Here is a 20,269-nt window from a genome sequence, read left to right on the forward strand (position 1 = left end):
ATGTGTTCCTGTGTGACCATCTCCTGGGGAGGCTTGGACGGGGTGAAAACCGCGTCCAAGCCTCAAATGTGTAAACCATGTCCCCGGTTTACGATGTAAACGATGTCTCCGGTCGTACACCCGCGAAGGCCGCGACACGGCACTAGAGGCTGAACCGCCCCACCATTCCCCGCAATTGCTGCCCCAGCTGCTCCAATTCCCCGCTGGAAGCCGCTGTCTTCTCACTGGCCGCGCTGGTCTGGTCCGACACATCGCGCACGCTGATAACACTGCGGTTGATTTCCTCGGCCACCACGCTTTGTTCCTCGCTGGCCGTGGCAATCTGCTGGTTCATGCCCTGGATGCTCGATACCGTGTCGGTGATCTGGCCCAAGGCGTGCCCTGCCTTGCGGCTAAGCTCCACGCTCTGTTCAGTCAGCCGCTTGCTGTCGTCGATCAGGCGTGTCACTTCGTCGGTGCCGCTGTGCAGGCTGCAGATCAACTGCTCGATTTCCTCGGTCGATTGCTGGGTACGCTGGGCCAGCCCACGCACCTCATCGGCCACCACGGCAAAGCCGCGGCCCGCTTCCCCGGCCCGGGCCGCCTCGATGGCCGCGTTCAGCGCCAGCAGGTTGGTCTGCTCCGACACCGACTTGATCACATCGAGGATGCTGCCAATGCGCTGGCTTTCCCCCGCCAGGTGCTGCATGGCGGCCATGCAGTGGTCCATCTGCCCGGCCAGCCGCTCGATACGTGCAATCGCCTCGCTCACCACCTCATCGCCCAGCTGCGCCTGGTGGTCGGCCTCCGAGGCGGCTTGGGAAGCCTGTTCGGCATTCTGCGCCACCTCCTGTACGGTGGCGCTCATCTGGTTCATGGCCGTGGCCACCTGGTCGGTTTCCTCGCGCTGCTGGCCGATGCGCAGCTTGGTGTCCTCGCTGCTCACCGCCAGCTGCGAGGCCGCCAGTGACAGTTGGCCGACGCCTTTGTCGATGCCGCCGATCAGCTCCCGCAGGCTCAGGGTCATCTCGCGCATGCTGACCTGCAACTGCCCCATCTCATCCCTGCGCTCGACCGTTTCCACCTGGGACAGGTCGCCCTGGGCGATGCGCGAGGCCTGGGCCAGGGTGTGGTGCAGCGGCTGGGTGATCTGCCGGGTAATCAGCCACCCGGCGATCACCCCCACCACCAGGGCCAGCAAGGCCACGCTGGTGAGCAGCGAGCGGGCGGCCAGGGCTTCGCTGTCGCGTTGCGCCACCTTGCGCTGGCCCAGCTCCACGCTCACTGCGCGCAGGTCGTTGCCCATCTGCTCCATGCTTTGCTGCAACTGCTCGACCTTGACCGCCGTCTTGCGGTACTGGTCCAGGCGGGCGCGGTATTTGGCCAGTTCGATGCCGGGCTGGTCGGTCAGTGTGCGCGGCAAGCCCAGCGGGGCCAGCTCCCGAAGCAGTTGCCCAAGGCTGTTGTCGGCGCCTTGCAGGGCGGTGTCGCCCACCTTGGCGAAGTCTTCGAGGGGCGAGAAGGTGTAGGCGGGCACCAGGCTTTGCTGGTTGGCCGTCTCGACCTGGCGGCCCAGGGTATCCATACGGGTCAGTACGCCATTTTGCTGGCTGTCGGCCGGCATCTTCAGCAGGGCCTGGGTTTGCAGCTCATCGATCACATCGTTGAGCCTCTGCTCCTGCTCCTGCATGGCGATACGTTGTGCGCCGCGGTTCTCTACCGCCTGTTGCAGGGCGGTGAAGTCGGCCTGCAGGCGCTGCAGCAGTTGCAGCTTCTGGGTCAGCAACTGGCGCGACTCGTCCACGCTGCTGCGCTGTTGCAGGGTGGTCAGCATGCTGTCGAGTTGCTGCAAGGTGGCGGCGATCTGCGCTTTGCTGGTGTCGTCGGCGAGTACGCGGTAGGTGATGCGCTCGGCGCGCAGGTCTTTGGTCAGGTCGTTGATGCGGCCGATTTCACTGAGTTGTTCCGAGCGGGTAATGGCGCCGTCCAGGGCGCGCCAGCCGCTGACCGTGGTGGCCAGGGTGAGGGCCAGCACCACGGCGAAGCCCAGGGCGAGCTTGGCGGCGACACTGATATTGCCGAGCCTGTGGTTGAGGTAGCCGAACATGGCAGGTCTCCTTCCGATTGAGAGGGTAGGGGTGCTGGCGGAGTGCCGGCATCCCATCCCTGCCCATCGGCGGAGGGGCTGTAGGACTTGACCTGAAACTTATGTAGGAAAATTCGCCACAGACAGTGGGAAAAATGTTGAGCCTGCAACCCCCCTGTAGGAGCGGGCTTGCCCCGCGAACACCGGCAAAGCCGGTGCCATCCACCGCGTCGCCTGCTTCGCGGGTCAAGCCCGCTCCTACAATCTTGGCGTTAACACACGCTCGGCTCAGAGCCTGAACCGCCCCACCAACCCCTGCAGATGCGTCCCCAACCGCGCCAGCTCAACGCTGGAACTGGCCGTCTCCTCGCTCGCCGCGGAGGTCTGGTCGGAAATGTCCCGCACATTCATCACGCTGCGGTTGATCTCCTCGGCCGTGGCGCTCTGCTGCTCTGCCGCCGTGGCAATCTGCTGGTTCATCGCCTGGATCGACGACACCGTATGGGTGATGGTTTCCAGCGAGCTGCCGGCACGGCGGGTCAGCTCGACGCTGCTGTCGGTGAGCTGGCGGCTGGCGTCCATCACGCTGGCCACACGCTGCGTCCCGCTTTGCAGGCCGGCGATCAGTTCCTCGATTTCCTCGGTGGACTGCTGGGTGCGCTGGGCCAGGCTGCGTACCTCGTCGGCCACCACGGCAAAGCCACGCCCGGCCTCACCGGCGCGAGCCGCCTCGATGGCGGCATTGAGGGCCAGCAGGTTGGTTTGCTGGGCCACCGACTTGATCACGTCGAGCACGCTGCCAATCTTGTCGCTCTCGGCCTTGAGCTGGTTCATCGCCTCGCTGGAGTTCACCACCTCGCTGGCCAGCCGCTCGATCTGCGCAACGGCTTCGCCCACCACCCGGTCACCCTCGCGGGCCTGCTGGTCGGCCATCGCCGCGGCCTCCGAGGCCTGCTCGGCATTGCGCGCCACCTCATGCACGGTGGCGGCCATTTCGTTCATCGCGGTGGCCACCTGGTCGGTTTCGACCTTCTGGTTGTTCACCCCGGCACTGGTTTGCTCGGTAACTGCCGACAACTGCTCGGCGGCGCTGGCGATCTGGGTGACGCCGTCGCCGATGCCGCCGATCAGCTCGCGCAGGCCCTGGGTCATGCGCTGCATGCTGGCTTGCAGCTGGCCGAGTTCATCGCGGCGGCTGGACTGCAGGTCCTGGCGCAGGTCACCGTTGGCGACGCGCTCGGCGGCGGCGAGGATCTGGCGCAGCGGAATGATGATCTGCCGGGTAATGGCCCAGGCCGCCAGCAGGCCCAGCACCAGCGCCAGCACGGTGGCGCTGGCGAGCATCAGCTTGGCTTGGTGGGTGCCGGCATCGCGTACCTCGGTTTGCGAAACCGTCATCGCCTCGCTGGTCTGCAGCAACACCGAGCCCTGGTCGGCCATGCGCTGCAGGGCTTGCTCGCTGGCGCTTTGGGCGCTGCTGAACTGGTTCACCGCATCGCGGTAACCGGCAAGCGCCGTGGCGGCATCATCCAGGCTTGCGGCGTATTCGGCGGGCAGCTTGGCCGGCAGCGCCTTGAGTTCGGCCAGGGCCTGGTCGATGGCCTGCAATGCGGTTTGCTGGTAGTCGGCATTGCCACTGTAGGTGTAGCCGCGCACCTGGTAGCGCGCCTGCTGCACCAGGGCGCTGACCTCCACGGCATACTGGTACTGGCCAAGGTCGCCGGCCTGGAGCAGGCGTTGCTGCACACGGCTGATCAGGGCAACCGCCTTGTCGGCGGTGTCACCCAGCACGCCGCGCGCGGCTTCACGGCGCTGGCCGGATTGCTTGATGTCCTGGAAGGCCTGCTGGTACTGGCTCAGCGCGGCCTGCTGTTGTTGCAGGCGCTGGCGGTCGGCGGGCTGGTCGATCTGCGCGAGCATGGTGCTGATCTGGCGCTCAAGGTTGCCCAGGGCCTTTTCCAGCTCGCCGATGGCGGCGTCGTTGCGGTCGCGCTGGTAGTGCTGGCGGGCGATGCGCAGCTCCTGGGTGTACTGGTGGATCAGCGAGATATTGCCCAGCTTGTCACCGCGCTCAGTGACGCTGTTCAAGCCTTGCCAACCGGTCAAGGTAATGGCGAGGGTCAACAGAAGCACCAGGCCGAAGCCCAGCCCCAGCTTGCGATTGACGCTTACGTTCCCCAGCGATTGGGCTAACCATTGGTACATGTTCGACTCCCCGGCAGTGTGGCAGCACGGCTTTATTGTAGTGATGCCACACCATCGGCGCGCGCCGGGGAAACTTGATAGTGAAAAGCTGACCCGCTTGTCAGAAAATCCTTGAGAGCAGGGCAGTTACCGCCGTTTCCACCCGCAGGATGCGCTCGCCCAGTTGCACGGGGGCAAGGCCGGCCTTGCCGAGCAAGTCCACTTCATAGGGAATCCAGCCCCCTTCCGGGCCAATGGCCAGGGTTACCGGGCCTTCGACGGCGCGCGGGCAAGCGGGGTAGGGGCCGGGGTGGCCGACCAGGCCGAGGGTGCCGGCGGCTATGGCCGGCAGGCGGTCCTCGACGAAGGGCTTGAAGCGCTTTTCGATGAGCACTTCCGGCAGCACCGTGTCACGCGCCTGCTCAAGGCCGAGGATAAGGTTGTCGCGGATGCTGTCCGGGTGCAGGAAGGGGGTTTGCCAGAAGCTTTTCTCGACCTTGTAGCTGTTGACCAGGATCAGCCGCTGCACGCCCAGGGTCGCCACCGTCTGGAACAGCCGGCGCAGCATCTTCGGGCGCGGCACGGCCAGTACCAAGGTCAGCGGCAGCTTGGCCGGTGGCGGTTGGTCGAAGGCTACCTGCAGCTCGGCTTCGTGCTGCTCCAGGCGCAGCACCGTGGCCTTGCCCATCAGCCCGCCGATGCGGCCCACGCGCAGGCTGTCGCCCACCGCCACGCCGTGGATATCCTGCATGTGGGTGAAGCGTCGGTCGGCGAGCACGACGCGGTCGGCCGCAACGAAGTCGGCCTCTTCAAGAAGCAACAGGTTCACGGCAAGGTCGCTGGCGGCTGGTCGTTGTGGTCGTTGCTGGCTTCGTCGTCAGCGTGGCTGCGCTTGCGGATCAGCCCACCGCACAGCACACCGATCTCGAACAACAGCCACATGGGCACCGCGAGCAGGGTTTGCGAGAAGATGTCCGGCGGCGTCAGGATCATGCCGACCACGAAGCAGCCGATGATTACGTAAGGGCGCACTTTCTTCAGGTACTTCACGTCGACCACGCCGATCCACACCAGCAGCACCACCGCCACCGGGATCTCGAAGGCCACGCCGAAGGCGAAGAACAGGGTCATCACGAAGTCGAGGTAGGCGGTGATGTCGGTCATCATGGTCACGCCGGCCGGGGTGGCAGCGGCGAAGAACTTGAACATCAACGGGAACACCAGGTAGTAGGCGAAGGCCATGCCGGCGTAGAACAGCAGGATGCTCGACACCAGCAAGGGAATGGCGATGCGCTTTTCGTGGCGGTACAGCCCCGGTGCGATGAAGCCCCAGATCTGCTGAAGAATGAACGGGATGGCCAGGAACAGCGAGACGATCATCGTCAGCTTGAACGGCGTGAGGAACGGCGAGGCCACGTCGGTGGCGATCATCGTTGCGTTGGCCGGCAGGTGCTCGCGCAGGGGCGCCGACACCAGGGTGTAGATCTGCTGGGCGAAGGAGAACAGCCCGGCGAAGATCAGGAAAATGACGGCCACGCAGCGCAGCAGGCGGGTACGCAGTTCAGTCAGGTGCGAGACCAGCGGCATGGGCTGGTCGTGTTCCGGGTTTTCGCTCATGGGGCTCGCGGCGGTTGAGGCTGATCAGGCGGTGTGGCCGGGGCGGCGGCCTGTTCGGCAGCAGGCGGGGCAGGCGTTGCGCCCGGCTGGGCGGCGGCGGGCGGCTGGGCCGGCGGCGTTTGCGGGTTGAGGATGCGCTTGGCTTCCTCTTCCATCTGCAGGATGTGCTCGTTGTGCAACTGGCGGCGGATGTCGTCGGCGCCGATCTCGCGCTCGACCTCCATCTTGATCGCGTTGAAGCTGCGCTTCAGCCGGCCGATCCAAAGCCCCGCAGTGCGCGCGGCGCCGGGCAGGCGCTCGGGGCCGAGCACCAGCAGGGCAACCAGGCCTACCAGCAGCAGTTCGCTGAAGCTGATGCCGAACATGGGTCAGTCTTTCCGCTGTGGCTCTTGGACCGGCTGGGCCTGGCCCTCGATGGTGTGGCCCTGCTGTGGCTGGGCAGTGTTCTGCACCGGTGGCACGGGCTGGGCAGGCGGCGGGGTTTGCTCGGCCGGCTTGTTCTCTTCGTCGTTCATGGCCTTGCGAAAGCCCTTGATCGACTCGCCCAGGTCGCTGCCGAAGTTCTTCAGCTTCTTGGTGCCGAAGACCAGTACCACGACCACCAGCAGGACGATCCAGTGTTTCCAGTCAAAAATACCCATTTCGTACTCCTGAAAATTGTCTGTTTACCCTGAGGGCTAGTTACCCCGAGGGCTAGCGGTGCACCCGTTGTGGGAGCAGGCGTGTAGTAACGCCCCCGAAACTATCAGGCAGACGGCTGTCGCGCTGCCTTCTCATCGTGCCCGGACAGCCCGAACCGGCGGTCCAGCTCATCGAGCACGGCTTGCGGATGCTGGCCCAGCGCACTGAGCATCACCAGGCTATGGAACCACAGGTCTGCGGTTTCGTAGATGACATCGCTGCAATCCTTGCTCAGCGCCGCATCCTTGGCGGCGATGATGGTCTCGACGGACTCTTCGCCGAGTTTTTCCAGGATCTTGTTCAAGCCCTTGTGGTACAGGCTGGCCACGTAGGAGCTGTCGGGGGCGGCCTGCTTGCGCTCTTCGAGCACGGCAGCCAGGCGGTCGAGGGTGTCGCTCATGTCAGTGTCCTGCGCTGTAGATGGCATCCGGGTCTTTCAGGACCGGGTCGACGATTTTCCACTGGCCGCCTTCGAAGACGCGGTAGAAGCAGCTTTCACGGCCGGTGTGGCAGGCGATATGGCCCAGTTGCTCGACCATCAGGATGATCACGTCGGCATCGCAGTCCAGGCGCAGTTCATGCAATTTCTGCACATGGCCGGACTCCTCGCCCTTGCGCCACAGCTTGCCACGGGAACGCGACCAGTAGATGGCGCGTTGCTCGGCGGCGGTCAACGCCAGCGACTCGCGGTTCATCCAGGCCATCATCAGCACGCGTCCGGTCTTGTGGTCCTGGGCGATTGCCGGTACCAGGCCATCGCTGTTCCACTTGATCTCGTCCAGCCAGTCTTTCATCGTCGACTCCAAAACGGGCCCGCTCCTGTGCCGGGCCCTTTGCGCTAGTGTGCCAGCCAGCAGCGCGGCTGGCTATTGGCGCACGATCAGGTAAAGGCCGGCGGCCAGCATCAACCAGGCCGGCCAAGCGGCCGGGGCAGCCAGGCTGGCGGCCTCGGCGGCGCTGGCGGCCAGCACCGCACCCCCGGCGAGCAGGCCCGCACCGAGCAGGCGCAGGGCCCAGCGGTCGCCCTGGCGGCGCCGCTCGGGCAGTGGCGGGTCTTGCAGGTGCGGCTGCGACAGGCGTTCGAGCAGGTCGCGGGTCATGCCCGCCAGGTGCGGCAGTTGTTCGGCCTGGCTGTACAGGTTGCCGATCACCGCCTTGGGGCTCATGCGTTCGCGCATCCAGCGTTCGAGGAATGGCTTGGCGGTGCTCCACAGGTCCAGGTCCGGGTACAGCTGGCGGCCCAGGCCTTCGATGTTGAGCAGGGTCTTTTGCAGCAGCACCAGCTGCGGCTGCACTTCCATGTTGAAGCGCCGCGCCGTCTGGAACAGGCGCATCAGCACCTGGCCGAAGGAAATATCCTTTAACGGTTTTTCGAAGATCGGTTCGCACACGGTGCGAATCGCCGCTTCGAATTCATTGACCTTGGTGTGTGCCGGCACCCAGCCTGAATCGATGTGCAACTGGGCCACACGGCGGTAGTCACGCTTGAAGAAGGCGATCAGGTTGCGCGCCAGGTAGTCCTGGTCCTCGGCGGTGAGGCTGCCGACGATGCCGCAGTCGATGGCGATGTACTGCGGGCTCCACGGCTTGACCGTGCTGACGAAGATGTTGCCCGGGTGCATGTCGGCGTGGAAGAAGCTGTCGCGGAACACCTGGGTGAAGAACACCTCCACGCCGCGCTCGGCCAGCAGCTTCATGTCGGTGCGCTGGTCGGCCAGGGTGGCCATGTCGGTCACCGGCACCCCGTAGATGCGCTCCATCACCAGCACCTTGGGCCGGCACAAGTCCCAGTACACCTGGGGCACGTACATCAGCTCGGAGCCTTCGAAGTTGCGCCGCAACTGGCTGGCGTTGGCCGCCTCGCGCAGCAGGTCGAGCTCGTCGTAGATGGTTTTCTCGTAGTCGCCGACGATTTCCACCGGGTGCAGGCGGCGGGCATCGGCCGAGGCGCGCTCGGCGGCCTTGGCGATCAGGAACAGCCAGGCCAGGTCCTGGGCGATGACCGGCTTGAGGCCAGGACGCACCACCTTGACCACCACTTCCTCGCCGCTTTTGAGGCGGGCGGCGTGCACCTGGGCCACCGAGGCCGAGGCCAGCGGCTCGACGTCGAAGCGGCTGAACAGCTGCGCCACCGGCGCGCCCAGCTGCGACTCGATCAGCGCCACGGCCTGCTTGGGGTCGAACGGCGGCACGCGGTCCTGCAGCAGCATCAGCTCATCGGCGATGTCGTTGGGCAGCAGGTCGCGGCGGGTGGACAGCAGCTGGCCGAACTTGATGAAGATCGGCCCCAGGTCTTGCAGCGCCAGGCGCAGGCGTGCGCCACGGCTAAGCGCCGAGGGCTTGCGGGGCAGCCAGCGCCACGGCATCAGCAGGCGCAAGCTGGCCAGCCACCAGGGCAGCAGCGGTTGGTCGAACAGCAGGTCATCGAGACGGTAGCGGATCACCACGCGCTGGATGCGGAAAAGACGGCGGACGGCGAGCAGCTTCATGCGTTATCGCTGGTATCAAGGGATCGGGAGAGGCGCTGCAGGCGCGCCTCGAGGCGTTCGATGTCGAGCTTGAGGCTGTCGAGCTCGCTGAAGGCGGCTTCGGCTTCGCGCTTGCCCACCAGGGTGCGCGACTCTTCGGCCAGGTATTCGGACAGGTTGTCGCTGAAACGTCCCAGGCCCTGGCGGGTCCAGCGTGCGCGCAGGCGAATGTGCCCGGCCAGCATCGCCGTGGCCACCGGGCCCAGCCAGCGTTGCAGCTCGTGCTCCCAGTCCAGCTCCAGGTCCTGCAGCACGCCGAACAGGTCGAGCAGCACGGCGCTGTCGCCATGCAGTTCCACCTGCGGGCTGTGCAGCACGGCGGTTTTGTCGCGGGCCACGGCCAGTTGCACCAGGCTGCCGGCCGGGGCGCGCAGGCTGCAGTCGACTTCACCTTCCCAGTGGGCGGCGAGCATCAGGCCTTCTTCATCGGGCAGGATGAACACCCGCAGGGCGGGCTGGCGGCAGTCGATCTCGATGACCTTGCCTTCCAGCGCGGCCAGGCGCGGCAAGGCCGTGCTGTCCATGCGCAGCACGCGGTTCAGGCCATGTTCGACGCTGGCGAGCAGCCCGGCCAGCAGCATCAGGGCTTGATTCCCCGGTGCACGGCAACGATGCCGCTGGTCATGTTGTGGTAGGTGACACGGTCGAAACCGGCCTCGACCATCATGCTCTTGAGGGTTTCCTGGTCGGGGTGCATGCGGATCGATTCGGCCAGGTAGCGGTAGCTCTCGGCGTCATTGGTGATCAGCTTGCCGGCCAGCGGCATGAAGGCGAACGAGTAGGCGTCGTAGGCCTTGGACATCAGCTTGTTGGTCGGCTTGGAGAATTCCAGGATCAACAGCCGCCCACCGGGCTTGAGCACGCGCAGCATCGAGCGGATGGCTGCGTCCTTGTGGGTGACGTTGCGCAGGCCAAAGGCGATGGTCACGCAGTCGAAGTGGTTGTCCGGGAACGGCAGCTTTTCGGCGTCGGCCTGAACGAACTCGATGTTGCCGGCCACGCCGCGGTCGAGCAGGCGGTCACGGCCAACCTTGAGCATCGAATCGTTGATGTCGGCGAGTACCACCTGCCCGCTCGGGCCTACCAAGCGCGAGAACTTGGCGGCCAGGTCGCCGGTGCCGCCGGCGATGTCCAGCACGCGGTTGCCGGCGCGCACGCCCGACAGCTCGATGGTGAAGCGCTTCCACAAGCGGTGCATGCCGCCGGAGAGCACGTCGTTCATCAGGTCGTACTTGGCGGCCACCGAGTGGAACACTTCGGCGACTTTCTTCGCCTTCTGGCTTTCAGGCACGTCCTGGTAGCCGAAGTGGGTGGTGGGTTCGGCGTGTTCGCCTTTGCGCTGGTCGTTCATATCGCTTCACCGGAAAAAATTACCGCCATTCTAGGGCGAACGGGCGGATTTGTCTTGGCGGGGTGTGCCCCGGGGCAGGCGCGGGCATAATGCCCATTATGTCTACATACCCAGGAATACCCGCATGACCCAGATCAGCGTCGAACGCAAACACTCCCTCGGCCGCGAAGCCGCCCGCGCCAAGGCCGAAGCGTTGGTCGACAAGCTCAGCCGCGAATACGACCTCAAGGCCACCTGGAACGGTGACCGGGTGGATGTGGCGCGCAGCGGCGCCAACGGCAGCGTGCACATTGGCGAAGACAGCATCCGCGTGGAGCTGAAGCTGGGCATGATGCTGTCGATGATGAGCGGCACCATCAAGGGCGAGATCGAACGGGCGCTGGACAAGGCCCTGGCCTGAGGCCCTGCCACCTTAGGGTGAAGATTCTAATTTCCCTCTCTACCTTGTGCTCAAGCCCAACCTCCATGGGCGGTTCCTCCCTCCACTCATGAGCATGAGGTACAGAACATGGCCAAAGTGAATGTGAAGCACAAGGACGACGCTCCGGGCACCCTGAGCGAAGTGCGCGGTTATGCGCGCAAGATCTGGCTCGCCGGTATCGGCGCCTACGCCCGTGTCGGCCAGGAAGGTTCCGACTACTTCAAGGAACTGGTAAAAGCTGGTGAAGGCGTCGAGAAACGTGGCAAGAAGCGCATCGACAAAGAGCTCGATGCCGCCAACCACCAGCTCGAAGAAGCCGGTGAAGAAGTCAGCCGCGTACGTGGCAAGGTCGAGCTGCAGCTCGACAAGATCGAAAGAGCTTTCGACGCACGGGTAGGCCGCGCCTTGAATCGCCTTGGCATTCCGTCTAAACATGACGTTGAGGCGTTGTCCATCAAGCTTGAACAGCTGCATGAGCTGCTTGAGCGCGTCGCGCACAAACCATAAGGAGAGCAGGATGGCTGGCAAGAAGAGTACCGACAAAGAAGGCAGCTCCTGGATTGGCGGGATCGAGAAATACTCCCGCAAGATCTGGCTGGCAGGGCTGGGTATCTATTCGAAAGTCGACCAGGATGGGCCGAAGCTGTTCGACTCGCTGGTGAAGGACGGCGAAAAGGCCGAGAAGCAGGCAAAGAAAACCGCTGAAGACGTGGCAGAAAGCGCCAAGTCCTCGACCACCTCGCGGGTTTCCGGGGTGAAGGACCGTGCACTGGGCAAGTGGAGCGAACTCGAAGAAGCCTTCGACAAGCGCCTGAACAGCGCCATCTCGCGCCTGGGCGTGCCAAGCCGCAACGAGATCAAGGCCCTGCACCAGCAGGTCGACAGCCTGACCAAGCAGATCGAGAAACTGACCGGTGCGTCGGTTACCCCGATCTCCTCGCGCTCGGCCGCCGCCAAGCCGGCAGCGGCCAAGGCTGCTGCCAAGCCACTGGCCAAGGCCCCGGCAAAAACGGCAGCGGCCAAGCCGGCGGCTAAAACGGCCGCCGCTAAGCCAGCGGCCAAGACCGCAGCGGCCAAGCCAGCCGCAAAACCTGCTGCCAAGCCGGTTGCAGCCAAGCCTGTCGCGGCGAAGAAACCGGCCGTGAAGAAAGCCCCGGCCAAGCCTGCTGCCGCCAAGCCAGCTGCACCGGCTGCCAGCGCCGCACCGGCGGCTACCCCGGCACCGGCCCCAAGCGCCGCCCCGGCCAGCAACCCGCCATCGGCACCGGCCAGCACCGGTTCGCTGCTCTGATCGCGGCGTGATGCCTTCGCGGCGGTTCGGCGTCCCGACAAGCCCGCTCCTGTAGGAGCGGGCTTGCCCCGCGAATGCGTCGGTGCAGCAACACACCCGTGTCAGGCCTACCCCTCTAGATACCGCACCGCCAACTGCTCAGCCTGCGCCCGCGCCTGTTCCTGCAAATGCGGCGCCACCAGCATCATCACCTGGTACACCACGATCCCCACATCCCCCTCGCGCCCCAGCACCCGCTGGTAATCGAGCGAGAACATCAGGGTCAAGGTGATCTGCTCCACCAGTTGCCCCAGCGCCTGGGTTTCACTGGTCACCAAGCCCTGCCCCTTGAGGCTGGCCAGCAAGGCCGCCAGCGTGCGCTTGAGCGCGTTTATCAAGCTGCGCATGCCGCGCGCAAGCTTTGGCAGGCGCCCGGTCAGGTTGGACAGGTCCTGGAACAGGAACCGGTACTGGGCCATGCGCTCGACGATCAGGTGCAGGAACAGCCAGTAGTCCTCGGCCTCCAGGCGCACCTCCAGCGGTGGGTCCAGCAGGGGCACCAGGGCTTCCTCGAAGCGCTCGAACAGCCCCAGCACCAGCGGCTCCTTGCCGTGGAAGTGGTAGTACAGGTTGCCCGGGCTGATGCCCAGCTCGTTGGCGATCTCCAGGGTCGAGACGTTGGGCTCGCCCTGCTGGTTGAACAGCTGCAGGGCGCATTCGAGTATCCGGTCGCGGGTCTTCATCCAGTCGGGGTACTCATCGGCTCAGGACATACGTGCCTGGCGCAGGGCCCAGCGGTGGGTAGGTGCTGTTGCCCAGCTCGGTGCGCGGCACCTTCAGCGGCCCGGAGCGCGGCGTCACCCACTCCAGCCACAACGGCCACCAGCTGCCCTCGCGGCGCTGGGCGTCGTGGAACCAGGCACGCGGGTCGCTGGACAGCTTGGGGTTCTCGAGGAAATACGCCTTGGGGTTGCCCGGCGGGTTGATGATGCTCTGGATATGCCCACTGTTGGCCAGCACGAACTGGCGCTCGCCGCCCAGCAGCAACGCCGAGCGATACACCGCATCCCACGGGGTGATGTGGTCGTTGCTGCCCGCCACGGTGAAGCTGTCCAGGTCCACCTGTTGCAGGTCGATCGGCGTGCCGCACACCTCAAGCCCGGCGGCGTGGGTGAGCGGGTTGAGCTTGAAGAAGTCCAGCAGGTCGCCGTGCAGGGCCGCTGGCAGGCGCGTGCTGTCGGCGTTCCAGTAGAGGATGTCGAAGGCCGGTGGGGTCTTGCCGAGCAGGTAGTTGTTGACCCAATAGTTCCAGATCAGGTCGTTGGGCCGCATCCAGGCGAAAATCCGCGCCACCTCGCCACCGTCCAGCACGCCGCGCTGGTAGGAGCGGCGCTTGGCCGCCTCGATGGTCTGCTCGTCGGCGAACAGGCTGGCGGGGCTGTCGAACTTGCTGTCGAGCAGGCTCACCAGGTAGGTGGCGCTGCGCACCCGGCGCAGCTGGTGCTTGGCTTGCAGGTGGCCTTGCAGCGCGGCCATGGTCAGGCCACCTGCGCAGGCGCCCATCAGGTTCGGGTCGCGGCTGCCGCTGATGCTGCGGCAGGCGTTCAGGGCTTCTTCCAGTGCCTGCACGTAGCTCGACAGGCCCCATTCGCGGTGGCGCGGGTCGGGGTTGCGCCAGCTGACCATGAACACCTGCAGGCCGCTTTTGAGCATGTACTGGACGAAGCTGTTGTTCGGCTGCAGGTCGAAGATGTAGTACTTGTTGATCTGCGGTGGCACCACCAGCACCGGCCGGGCGTGTTGCTTCTCGCTCATCGGCTTGTACTGGATCAGCTCCAGCAGGTCGTTGCGAAACACCACCGCGCCAGGGGTGGCCGCCAGGTTGCCACCCACCTCGAAGGCGCGCTCGTCCACCTGGCGTGGCAGGCCGTCGTTGTGCCGCAGGTCGTCGAGCAGGTGGGCCACGCCGCGTACCAAGCTCTGCCCACCGGTGTTGAACAGCTCCTTCACCGCCAGCGGGTTGAGCAGCGAATTGCTCGGTGCCAGGGCGTCGTTGATCAAGGTGAACAGAAAGTGCGCACGGGCGCGGTCGTCGTCGTCCAGGTGGCTTTCGTCGATCCACAGGCGGGTTTGCTTCTGCCACGCCAGGTAGGCCTGCAGGCCGCGCCGGTAGAACGGGTTCTGGCTCCACGTCGGGTCGTTGAAGCGAGTGTCCCGCGGGCTGGGTTGGTAAGGCGTGTCGCCGAGCATCACCCGGCCCAGCTGGCCGCCCAGGGCCACCAGGTGGCGGGCGGTGTGCAGGGGGTTGAGCAGGCCGTGGCGGCCCACGCTGCGCAACGTCGAGATCAGGTCACGGCCGCGCACACCGAGGATGGCGTTCTGTACGTTCATGCTGGTGGCGGGAAGCGTTGACGTTCCCTTGGCCGTTTTTTCTTTCATGGCAACACTCCGTTGTCAGGCCACGGCTTGGTTTCATGCAACAGCAAGCAACAAATCAGCCACCGGTGGCGGGGCTGGGGTGCATGACCGCGCGCTGACGCTCTTGCTGGAGAAACTTCATGATGATGGGGGCGACGGCCTCGGCCCGGGTGATCAGGAACAAATGACCGTCGTCGATAATGTGTAGCTGGGCATTGGGAATTCGCCAGGCCAGCAGGCGCATGTTGATCAAGGGAATCAGCGGGTCGTCGTCACCGGCCAGCACCAGGGTTGGCTGCTGGATCTTGTGCAGCCAGTGGACGCTGGTCCAGCCAAGGCCGGCGAACAGCTGCCAGTAGTAGCCCAGCTTGCCGCCCGAGCGCACCTTGGCTGCGTGGTGCATGGCCAAGTCCGGGTTGCGGCGAAAGCCGCCCCCGTAGATCAGCGGCGCGATGCGCAGCACGTGGGAGGGCTGCACGTAGCGCCGCGGGCTTGCCATCATCCACAGCACCTTGGGCTTGCCCGGCACCATCACCGCACCGGCGGCGGTGGCGGCCAGCACCAGCTTCTTGCAACGCTCCGGATAGTCATGGGCGAACTGCTGGGCCAGGGCGCCGCCCCAGGACACGCCGATGACGTTGACCTGGCCGTAGTCCAGGTAGTCGAGCATGCGCGCACACAGTTTGGCCAGGCCTGGGAAGCGGTACGGATGCTTGGGGGTGGACGAGCCACCCACGCCCGGCACGTCGAAGGCGATCACCTCCAGGTCCGGGTCCAGGGCCTCGATGAACGGGAATACCAGCTCCAGGTTGGCGCCGATGCCATTGAAGATCAGCAGCGGCGTCAGGTGTGGCTTGCCTGGGCGCACGGCGGTGCGGATGGATTGGTCGTCCAGTTCAACGGTGCGGTAAACGTAGGGTTGCGACATGCACGTGGCTCGGTGGTGAAAAAATCGCCGTGGTGCCCAGCGGGCCGCCACGGCATTGCAGCTCAACGCTCGTGGACGTAAGTCCCTGGCGATGCTTCCCCGGCGGCATAGGTGCGGTTGCCCAGGCGGGTCGGGGCCTTCTTCAACTCGCCCGAGCGCTCGCCCAGCCAGGCTTGCCAGTGCAGCCACCAGGAGTCGGCATGTTTCTCGGCGTTTTCCTGCCAGGCTGCTGGGTCACCCGGGCGGTCGGCACCGGTCATGTAGCGCGCCTTGGGGTTGCCGGGTGGGTTGAGGATGCTCTGGATATGGCCGCTGTTGGACAGCACGAACTCGATCTTGCCGCCGAACAGGTGCGCCGAGCGGTAGCACGAGTGCCACGGGGTGATGTGGTCGTTGGTGCCGGCGACGCTGAAGATGTCGCACTTGACCTGCTTGAGGTCGATGGAGGTGCCGCACACTTCCAGGGCGTCGGGGCGGGTCAGCGGGTTGTTCTTGAACATCTCGATGAGGTCGCCGTGGAACGCGGCGGGCAGGCGCGTGGTGTCGTTGTTCCAGAACAGGATGTCGAACACCGGCGGCTCGTTGCCGAGCAGGTAGTTGTTCACCCAGTAGTTCCAGATCAGGTCGTTGGGGCGCATCCAGGCGAACACCTTGGCCATGTCGCTGCCTTCGAGCACGCCAGCCTGGTAGGAGTGGCGCTTGGCCGCTTCCAGGGTCTGCTCGTCGACGAACAGTGCCACCTGGGTATCGACCGTGGTGTCGAGCACGCTGACCAGCAGGGTCAGGGCATTGACCTTCTGCTCGCCGAGCGCGGCGTAGTGGCCCACCAATGCGGTGCAGGTGATGCCGCCGGAGCAGGCGCCGAGCATGTTCAAGTCTTTGCTGCCGGTGATCGACAGCACCGCGTCGACGGCTTCCTTGAGCGCATCGATGTAGGTCGACAGGCCCCATTCGCGCTGGGCCTTGGTCGGGTTGCGCCAGCTGATGATGAAGGTCTGCTGCTGCGAGCGCAGGCTGAAGCGGGCCAGGCTCTTGTCCGGGCTCAGGTCGAACACGTAGAACTTGTTGATTTGCGGCGGCACCACCAGCAGCGGGCGGGCATGCACCTGCTCGGTGATGGGGCTGTACTGGATCAGCTCCAGCACGTCATTGCGGTACACCACCGCGCCTTCGCTGGTGCCCAGGTTCTTGCCCACCTCGAAGGCTTCCATGTTCACCTGGCTGGGCATGCCGCCGTTGTTGACCATGTCCTTGGCCAGGTTCGACAGGCCGTCGAGCAGGCTCTTGCCGCCGGTTTCGAAGAAGCGCTTGACCGCTGCCGGGTTGGACAGGGTGTTGGTGGGCGCCATGGCCTCGGTCATCAGGTTGATGACGAACTGGCCGCGGCTGATGTCCTGGGGCGACAGGTCGCTGCTGCCGATCCAGTCCTGTAGCTCCTTGCGCCAGGCCAGGTAGGTTTGCAGGTAGCGGCGGTACAGGGGGTTCTTGCTCCAGGCCGGGTCGGCGAAGCGGCGATCGTCGCTTTCCGGCACCAGGCTGGACTTGCCCAGCAACACATTCTTCAGCTCCAGGCCGAAATGCGCCACGTGCTTGGCGCTGTGCAGCGGCTGGCGCACGGCCTGGCGCAACACAGTACGAGCAGAGCTCAGCAGGTCTTTGCGGCGAATGCCGATGACCGGGTTCAGGCCCAGGGTGTTTTCCGAGGCCTGCCGCTGCAACTCATCGTTGTTCTTGTTACTCATCTACGACGCTCCGTTGTCCTGAGACGAGTACCGGTTTGCCAAGGCCTGTGCCCCGGCGGACAGCCCGGTACTGCTACTCGGGTGACCAGTGATAAGGAACAGCGGTGCTGCGGGCCGGATGCTTTCGGCGATGAGCTGCGGGGGATTCTGCGTGTGAAGACAGCCTGCTTTCGCTCGCGACCTTTTACATACCGACCAGTGCCTGATCGCCTTCAAGGCGATGCAGGGAACTTGCCAGCTCCATTGGTTACCCGACTTTCATGTAATGCGCAAGACAACCCGTTTAAGAGTTGTCTGTAAGGCATTCAAACAGATGAGATTAGAAAATGCGCTCTAAAGCCTGGAAGCGTTGAGCTAGAGCATGAGTTTGACCACGGATTCGGCCGGGTCGCGGGATTTGCCGGCCTTGTGCAGTTCATCCAGGTACTCGGCCCACAGCTGCGCCTGGCGCAGGCACAACTGCTCAAGGTACTCCCAGGTGAACAGGCCGCTGTCATGGCCGTCGTCGAAGGTCAGTTTCAGGGCGTATTGGCCGGCAGGTTCCAGGCCGACGAGGCCGACGTTGATCTTGCCAAATTGCAGGATGGGGTTGCCGTGGCCCTGGACCTCGGCGGAAGGGGAGTGCACGCGCAGGAACTCGGCGGGCAGCTGGTAGACCTCGCCGGGGGCGTAGGTGAGGCTGAGGGTCTTGGAAGCTTTGTGCAGGTTGATGGCGGTGGGCAGGCGGGCCATGGCGGGAATCTCTTGTGAGCAGATGTTGCAAGCTTCGGGAGATTCCGGGGATTGTGCAAGGGGGCTGCCTTGCAGCCCTTTTCGCGACCTGCGGTCGCTCCTACCAGGAACCGTGATCCGCCGCCGGACCGCGATGCACCGCCGGACCGCAATCCTGCGACGGAATGCGATTCTCCGGTAGGAGCGACCGCCAGGTCGCGATGGGCCGCAAAGCGGCCCCTGCGGTCTTACAAAATGTACCGCGACAGGTCTTCGTTCTGCGCCAGCTCACCGAGGTGGCCATTCACATACGCCGCATCGATACGAATCGGTGCTTCGTCGTGGCTGCTGGCCAAATCGCCTGCACTGAACGACACCTCTTCGAGCAGGCGCTCAAGCAGGGTGTGCAGGCGGCGGGCTCCGATGTTCTCGGTTTTTTCATTGACCTGGTAGGCGATTTCGGCCAAACGCTTGATGCCGTCGGCAGCGAACTCGATGTTCAGCCCTTCGGTCTTGAGCAGAGCACTGTACTGCTCGGTCAGCGAGGCATGCGGCTCTTGCAGGATGCGCTCGAAGTCTTCCGGGGTCAGCGCCTTGAGCTCGACACGGATCGGCAGGCGGCCTTGCAGCTCTGGCACCAGGTCGCTTGGCTTGCTCAGGTGGAACGCACCGGAGGCGATGAACAGAATGTGGTCGGTCTTGACCATGCCCAGCTTGGTGTTGACGGTGCAGCCTTCGATCAGCGGCAGCAGGTCGCGCTGCACGCCTTCACGGGACACATCGGCGCCGCCGACATTGCCGCGCTTGGCCACCTTGTCGATTTCGTCGATGAACACGATGCCGTGCTGTTCGACCGCTTCCAAGGCCTTGGCCTTGAGCTCTTCTTCGTTGACCAGGCGGCTGGCTTCCTCGTCGCGCACCATCTTCAGCGCGTCCTTGACCTTCAGCTTGCGGCTCTTGCGCTTGCCCTTGCCCATGTTGGCGAACAGGCTCTGCAGCTGGTTGGTCATCTCTTCCATGCCGGGCGGCGCAGCGATTTCCACGCCCACGTTCTCGGCCACTTCGATTTCGATTTCCTTGTCGTCCAGCTGGCCTTCGCGCAGGCGCTTGCGGAACAGCTGGCGGGTGTTGGAGTCGCTGCTGCTTTGTGCCGCTTCCTCGCTGAAGCTGGTGACCCGCGCCTGCGGCAGCAGGGCGTCGAGGATGCGGTCTTCGGCGGCGTCTTCGGCGCGGTGGCGCACGCGGACGATTTCCTGCTCGCGGAGCATTTTCAGGGCAGCATCGGCCAGGTCACGGATGATCGACTCGACATCGCGGCCCACATAGCCCACTTCGGTGAACTTGGTGGCTTCGACCTTGAGGAACGGCGCGTTGGCCAGCTTGGCCAGGCGGCGGGCGATTTCGGTCTTGCCGACGCCGGTAGGGCCGATCATCAGGATGTTCTTTGGCGTGACTTCAGCACGCAATTCGGCAGGCAGTTGCATGCGCCGCCAGCGGTTGCGCAGGGCGATGGCGACGGCGCGCTTGGCGTCGTCCTGGCCGATGATGTGGCGGTTGAGTTCGTGGACGATTTCGCGGGGGGTCATGGACATGATCAATAGGGTCCTTGCACGGGGCTTATCAGCGTGGAAAAGCTCCGCCACCGGGGCGGAGCGCCAGAACAGCTGATTTACTCGGCCAGGTCCTGCTCCTCGATGGTCAGGTTGTGGTTGGTGAACACGCAGATGTCACCGGCGATGTTCAGGGCGGCCTCGGTGATTTCCCGGGCCGACAGGTCGGTCTTGTTCAGCAGGGCACGCGCCGCAGCCTGGGCGTAGCCGCCGCCGGAACCCATGGCGATCAGGCCGTCTTCGGGTTCGACCACGTCACCGTTGCCGGTGATGATCAGCGAGGCGTCCTTGTTGGCCACGGCCAGCATGGCTTCCAGGCGGCTCAGGGAGCGGTCGGTGCGCCATTCCTTGGCCAGCTCCACGGCGGCACGCACCAGGTGGCCGGAGTGTTTCTGCAGTTGGGCCTCGAAGCGTTCGAACAGGGTGAACGCATCGGCGGTGGCACCGGCGAAACCGGCAATCACTTCACCGTTGTACAGGCGACGGACTTTTTTCGCGTTGCCTTTCATCACGGTGTTGCCGAGGGATACCTGGCCGTCGCCGCCCATGACGACTTTGCCGTTACGGCGGACAGAAACGATGGTGGTCAAGGGGAGAGTCTCCACGCAGCGGGGCAAAATTGCCTGATGCAGACTCATATGGGGGTGGGGGGAAGAATTTCAACCGAAGGGGATGAATGGTTGCTGAACCTGGCGCGGCCAATGGTAGGAGCGACCGTAGGTCGCGAAAAGGGCCGCTTTGCG

Annotated in this window: 21 protein-coding genes; 3 read left to right on the forward strand and 18 right to left on the reverse strand. The window is 64.7% G+C overall.

Annotation, left to right across the window (positions count from 1 at the left end; translation table 11 throughout):
- Positions 1-142: 142 nt before the first annotated feature.
- The 11 genes from F3J45_RS22805 to ubiE form a co-directional block, all read right to left on the reverse strand.
- Positions 143-2,086, reverse strand: coding sequence for a methyl-accepting chemotaxis protein (locus tag F3J45_RS22805; RefSeq protein WP_167068285.1), 1,944 nt, complete (start codon positions 2,084-2,086; stop codon positions 143-145).
- Between the two features lie 267 nt (positions 2,087-2,353).
- Positions 2,354-4,270, reverse strand: coding sequence for a methyl-accepting chemotaxis protein (locus F3J45_RS22810; protein ID WP_167068288.1), 1,917 nt, complete (start codon positions 4,268-4,270; stop codon positions 2,354-2,356).
- A gap of 100 nt (positions 4,271-4,370) precedes the next feature.
- Positions 4,371-5,078: a 16S rRNA (uracil(1498)-N(3))-methyltransferase gene (locus F3J45_RS22815; RefSeq protein WP_167068291.1), complete on the reverse strand. Its 708-nt coding sequence runs from the start codon at positions 5,076-5,078 to the stop codon at positions 4,371-4,373.
- On the reverse strand, positions 5,075-5,866 hold the full coding sequence (gene tatC / locus F3J45_RS22820; RefSeq protein WP_167068294.1) for a twin-arginine translocase subunit TatC: 792 nt from the start codon (positions 5,864-5,866) through the stop codon (positions 5,075-5,077). The genes F3J45_RS22815 and tatC overlap by 4 nt, the downstream gene beginning before the upstream one ends.
- Entirely contained in the window at positions 5,863-6,231 is a 369-nt protein-coding gene (gene tatB, locus F3J45_RS22825) for a Sec-independent protein translocase protein TatB (RefSeq protein WP_167068297.1), read from the reverse strand. Before tatB ends, tatC begins: the two co-directional genes overlap by 4 nt.
- 3 nt (positions 6,232-6,234) lie before the next feature.
- Positions 6,235-6,507, reverse strand: a complete 273-nt coding sequence (locus tag F3J45_RS22830; protein WP_167068300.1) for a twin-arginine translocase TatA/TatE family subunit — start codon at positions 6,505-6,507, stop codon at positions 6,235-6,237.
- Positions 6,508-6,611: 104 nt separating this feature from the next.
- Positions 6,612-6,947 (reverse strand): phosphoribosyl-ATP diphosphatase, encoded by a 336-nt coding sequence (locus F3J45_RS22835; protein ID WP_167068303.1) that lies wholly within the window; start codon positions 6,945-6,947, stop codon positions 6,612-6,614.
- Between the two features lies 1 nt (position 6,948).
- Positions 6,949-7,341 carry a phosphoribosyl-AMP cyclohydrolase gene (gene hisI / locus F3J45_RS22840; protein ID WP_167068307.1) on the reverse strand — a complete coding sequence of 131 codons (393 nt, stop codon included), beginning with the start codon at positions 7,339-7,341 and terminating at the stop codon, positions 6,949-6,951.
- Positions 7,342-7,413: 72 nt separating this feature from the next.
- Positions 7,414-9,036, reverse strand: a complete 1,623-nt coding sequence (ubiB, locus tag F3J45_RS22845) for a ubiquinone biosynthesis regulatory protein kinase UbiB (protein WP_167068311.1) — start codon at positions 9,034-9,036, stop codon at positions 7,414-7,416.
- Positions 9,033-9,656, reverse strand: a complete 624-nt coding sequence (locus F3J45_RS22850; RefSeq protein WP_167068314.1) for an SCP2 domain-containing protein — start codon at positions 9,654-9,656, stop codon at positions 9,033-9,035. Before F3J45_RS22850 ends, ubiB begins: the two co-directional genes overlap by 4 nt.
- A complete protein-coding gene (gene ubiE, locus F3J45_RS22855; protein ID WP_167068316.1) occupies positions 9,656-10,426 on the reverse strand; it encodes a bifunctional demethylmenaquinone methyltransferase/2-methoxy-6-polyprenyl-1,4-benzoquinol methylase UbiE in 771 nt (256 codons plus the stop codon). Before ubiE ends, F3J45_RS22850 begins: the two co-directional genes overlap by 1 nt.
- 124 nt (positions 10,427-10,550) lie before the next feature.
- On the opposite strand from ubiE, the gene F3J45_RS22860 reads away from it, so the two are divergent.
- From F3J45_RS22860 to F3J45_RS22870, 3 genes are all read left to right on the forward strand, one after another.
- Positions 10,551-10,826, forward strand: a complete 276-nt coding sequence (locus F3J45_RS22860) for a polyhydroxyalkanoic acid system family protein (protein ID WP_167068318.1) — start codon at positions 10,551-10,553, stop codon at positions 10,824-10,826.
- A 108-nt stretch (positions 10,827-10,934) separates the two neighbouring features.
- Positions 10,935-11,354: a phasin family protein gene (locus tag F3J45_RS22865; protein ID WP_167068320.1), complete on the forward strand. Its 420-nt coding sequence runs from the start codon at positions 10,935-10,937 to the stop codon at positions 11,352-11,354.
- Positions 11,355-11,364: 10 nt separating this feature from the next.
- Entirely contained in the window at positions 11,365-12,138 is a 774-nt protein-coding gene (locus tag F3J45_RS22870; RefSeq protein WP_167068322.1) for a phasin family protein, read from the forward strand.
- Positions 12,139-12,245: 107 nt separating this feature from the next.
- Here F3J45_RS22870 and F3J45_RS22875 read toward each other — a convergent pair whose 3' ends face one another.
- From F3J45_RS22875 to hslV, 7 genes are all read right to left on the reverse strand, one after another.
- Positions 12,246-12,860, reverse strand: a complete 615-nt coding sequence (locus F3J45_RS22875; RefSeq protein ID WP_167068324.1) for a TetR/AcrR family transcriptional regulator — start codon at positions 12,858-12,860, stop codon at positions 12,246-12,248.
- 13 nt (positions 12,861-12,873) lie between these two features.
- Positions 12,874-14,556, reverse strand: a complete 1,683-nt coding sequence (gene phaC, locus F3J45_RS22880; protein ID WP_167068326.1) for a class II poly(R)-hydroxyalkanoic acid synthase — start codon at positions 14,554-14,556, stop codon at positions 12,874-12,876.
- Positions 14,557-14,611: 55 nt separating this feature from the next.
- The gene (phaZ, locus tag F3J45_RS22885; RefSeq protein WP_167068328.1) at positions 14,612-15,463 is read right to left on the reverse strand and encodes a poly(3-hydroxyalkanoate) depolymerase; all 852 of its coding nucleotides are present in this window, start codon (positions 15,461-15,463) and stop codon (positions 14,612-14,614) included.
- Between the two features lie 62 nt (positions 15,464-15,525).
- Positions 15,526-17,205, reverse strand: coding sequence for a class II poly(R)-hydroxyalkanoic acid synthase (gene phaC / locus F3J45_RS22890; RefSeq protein WP_167068330.1), 1,680 nt, complete (start codon positions 17,203-17,205; stop codon positions 15,526-15,528).
- A 354-nt stretch (positions 17,206-17,559) separates the two neighbouring features.
- Positions 17,560-17,937, reverse strand: a complete 378-nt coding sequence (locus tag F3J45_RS22895; protein ID WP_167068333.1) for a gamma-butyrobetaine hydroxylase-like domain-containing protein — start codon at positions 17,935-17,937, stop codon at positions 17,560-17,562.
- A gap of 227 nt (positions 17,938-18,164) precedes the next feature.
- The gene (gene hslU, locus F3J45_RS22900; RefSeq protein WP_370526457.1) at positions 18,165-19,511 is read right to left on the reverse strand and encodes an ATP-dependent protease ATPase subunit HslU; all 1,347 of its coding nucleotides are present in this window, start codon (positions 19,509-19,511) and stop codon (positions 18,165-18,167) included.
- Between the two features lie 74 nt (positions 19,512-19,585).
- The gene (gene hslV, locus F3J45_RS22905; RefSeq protein WP_027920652.1) at positions 19,586-20,116 is read right to left on the reverse strand and encodes an ATP-dependent protease subunit HslV; all 531 of its coding nucleotides are present in this window, start codon (positions 20,114-20,116) and stop codon (positions 19,586-19,588) included.
- Positions 20,117-20,269 lie beyond the last annotated feature (153 nt).

The organism is Pantoea sp. Ap-967 (assembly GCF_011752565.1).
Lineage (GTDB): Bacteria > Pseudomonadota > Gammaproteobacteria > Pseudomonadales > Pseudomonadaceae > Aquipseudomonas.

What these genes read in the sequence shown, in the direction of transcription:
- ubiE (WP_167068316.1), bottom strand. Translation starts at nt 10,426, where the DNA reads ATGAACGACCAGCGCAAAGGCGAACACGCCGAACCCACCACCCACTTC.
- phaZ (WP_167068328.1), bottom strand. Translation starts at nt 15,463, where the DNA reads ATGTCGCAACCCTACGTTTACCGCACCGTTGAACTGGACGACCAATCC.
- ubiB (WP_167068311.1), bottom strand. Translation starts at nt 9,036, where the DNA reads ATGAAGCTGCTCGCCGTCCGCCGTCTTTTCCGCATCCAGCGCGTGGTG.
- F3J45_RS22865 (WP_167068320.1), top strand. Translation starts at nt 10,935, where the DNA reads ATGGCCAAAGTGAATGTGAAGCACAAGGACGACGCTCCGGGCACCCTG.
- F3J45_RS22875 (WP_167068324.1), bottom strand. Translation starts at nt 12,860, where the DNA reads ATGAAGACCCGCGACCGGATACTCGAATGCGCCCTGCAGCTGTTCAAC.
- tatC (WP_167068294.1), bottom strand. Translation starts at nt 5,866, where the DNA reads ATGAGCGAAAACCCGGAACACGACCAGCCCATGCCGCTGGTCTCGCAC.
- F3J45_RS22870 (WP_167068322.1), top strand. Translation starts at nt 11,365, where the DNA reads ATGGCTGGCAAGAAGAGTACCGACAAAGAAGGCAGCTCCTGGATTGGC.
- F3J45_RS22805 (WP_167068285.1), bottom strand. Translation starts at nt 2,086, where the DNA reads ATGTTCGGCTACCTCAACCACAGGCTCGGCAATATCAGTGTCGCCGCC.
- F3J45_RS22835 (WP_167068303.1), bottom strand. Translation starts at nt 6,947, where the DNA reads ATGAGCGACACCCTCGACCGCCTGGCTGCCGTGCTCGAAGAGCGCAAG.
- F3J45_RS22895 (WP_167068333.1), bottom strand. Translation starts at nt 17,937, where the DNA reads ATGGCCCGCCTGCCCACCGCCATCAACCTGCACAAAGCTTCCAAGACC.
- phaC (WP_167068326.1), bottom strand. Translation starts at nt 14,556, where the DNA reads ATGAAAGAAAAAACGGCCAAGGGAACGTCAACGCTTCCCGCCACCAGC.
- F3J45_RS22860 (WP_167068318.1), top strand. Translation starts at nt 10,551, where the DNA reads ATGACCCAGATCAGCGTCGAACGCAAACACTCCCTCGGCCGCGAAGCC.
- F3J45_RS22810 (WP_167068288.1), bottom strand. Translation starts at nt 4,270, where the DNA reads ATGTACCAATGGTTAGCCCAATCGCTGGGGAACGTAAGCGTCAATCGC.
- phaC (WP_167068330.1), bottom strand. Translation starts at nt 17,205, where the DNA reads ATGAGTAACAAGAACAACGATGAGTTGCAGCGGCAGGCCTCGGAAAAC.
- F3J45_RS22830 (WP_167068300.1), bottom strand. Translation starts at nt 6,507, where the DNA reads ATGGGTATTTTTGACTGGAAACACTGGATCGTCCTGCTGGTGGTCGTG.
- hisI (WP_167068307.1), bottom strand. Translation starts at nt 7,341, where the DNA reads ATGAAAGACTGGCTGGACGAGATCAAGTGGAACAGCGATGGCCTGGTA.
- tatB (WP_167068297.1), bottom strand. Translation starts at nt 6,231, where the DNA reads ATGTTCGGCATCAGCTTCAGCGAACTGCTGCTGGTAGGCCTGGTTGCC.
- F3J45_RS22850 (WP_167068314.1), bottom strand. Translation starts at nt 9,656, where the DNA reads ATGCTGCTGGCCGGGCTGCTCGCCAGCGTCGAACATGGCCTGAACCGC.